The organism is Isoptericola sp. NPDC060185, from assembly GCF_042728595.1.
Classification (GTDB): Bacteria; Actinomycetota; Actinomycetes; order Actinomycetales; family Cellulomonadaceae; genus Isoptericola.
Window position 1 is genome coordinate 1 of the sequence record NZ_JBHWYY010000156.1, and the last position, 1,295, is coordinate 1,295.

The 1,295-nt window shown below is 69.5% G+C and carries 2 protein-coding genes; both read right to left on the reverse strand.

The annotated features are described in order from the left end of the window. Positions 1-154 precede the first annotated feature (154 nt). The gene (locus ACFWDO_RS21405; protein ID WP_380347193.1) at positions 155-847 is read right to left on the reverse strand and encodes a response regulator transcription factor; all 693 of its coding nucleotides are present in this window, start codon (positions 845-847) and stop codon (positions 155-157) included. A 35-nt stretch (positions 848-882) separates the two neighbouring features. Continuing rightward, positions 883-1,251: a hypothetical protein gene (locus ACFWDO_RS21410; RefSeq protein ID WP_380347195.1), complete on the reverse strand. Its 369-nt coding sequence runs from the start codon at positions 1,249-1,251 to the stop codon at positions 883-885. Positions 1,252-1,295: the final 44 nt, after the last annotated feature.

Below are 1,295 nucleotides of genomic sequence, written 5' to 3' on the forward strand. Positions count from 1 at the left end.
ATCTGTACCCGCATGCTGGAGACGGTCTGATCGAGCTGGCTCGTGCCCGTCACCTTCAGCAGCGCGGCATAGGTCAGTCCGAGCGTGACCGCGACCAGCGCGGCCACCGCCGCCGACACCAACGCGACCCGGACCCGCAACGACCACGAGGCCCTCACGGCTGATCCCGCAGCACGAACCCGACCCCGCGCACGGTGTGCACCACCCGCGCGACACCCTCGGCCTCCAGTTTGCGCCGCAGATACGAGACGAACACATCGACCACATTGGTATCGGTGCTGAAGTCGTACCCCCAGACGGTCGACAGGATCTGCTCGCGCCCGAGCACGATCCCGGTATTGCGCGCCAGCATCGCGAGCAGCTCGAACTCCCGTTTGGTGAGGTCGACCAGGGCCGGCCCCGCGTGCACCCGATGCCCGGTCAGATCGATCATCACCTCGCCGACCTGGATCGTGTCGGCCGGCGAGGCGGCGGTGACCGGTCTGCGTCGCAACAGCGCGCGCAGCCGCGCGACCAGCTCGCCCAGATCGAACGGCTTGGTCAGATAGTCGTCGGCACCACGCTCGAGCGCGGCGATCCGGTCGGTCACCGCGCTGCGCGCGCTGAGCACACAGATGGGGATGTCGTTGCCCATCGCACGCAGGGCGGTGACCACCCCGACGCCGTCGAGTTCGGGCATATTCACGTCGAGCACCATGGCGTCGGGAGCAGCGGTCCCCACCAGGGAGAGTGCGCGAGCGCCGTCGGGCGCGGTGATCACCTCGAAGCCCGAGAGCTCGAGGCCGCGCCGCAGCGACGCGAGCACGCGGACCTCGTCGTCGACGACCAAGATCTGCTGTCCCGTCATGCACTCACCCTAGTGTTTTCCGTTGTTTATGCTGGTCAGAACGGTCGCGCGGGGACGATGGTGCGCTCACCATCGGGGTGGATCCGCTGACATTCCACGGGACCGTCCATCGACGGTGCGGGGGTGCCCGGGGCCGCGCGCTCGATGTGGATCCGGCCGGGTTCCTGGCCGGGCACACCGGGAACGATGTGTTCGAAACGGACTCCGGGCTCGGCGGGCAGCGGGGGGAGACCGGGGGCGTCCCCGCCGCCCGGCGCGGTGCAGATGATCGTGGTTGCCCGGCCGTCGTCGGGGCGCTCGCCCGGATCGGCGGACGCGACGCCCGCCGCAGTGGCGGTGATCACGGCGGCACCGCCGAGTAGTGCGGCGGCCTTGACGCGGTGACGGGTGGAGAGTGCGGTCATGATCGGGCTCCTGACTGTGCGTTTCACCGACCTTCTCGGTGGAC

Excerpts from the sequence above, each read along its gene's own strand:
- ACFWDO_RS21405 (WP_380347193.1), bottom strand. The coding sequence starts at position 847 with ATGACGGGACAGCAGATCTTGGTCGTCGACGACGAGGTCCGCGTGCTC.
- ACFWDO_RS21410 (WP_380347195.1), bottom strand. The coding sequence starts at position 1,251 with ATGACCGCACTCTCCACCCGTCACCGCGTCAAGGCCGCCGCACTACTC.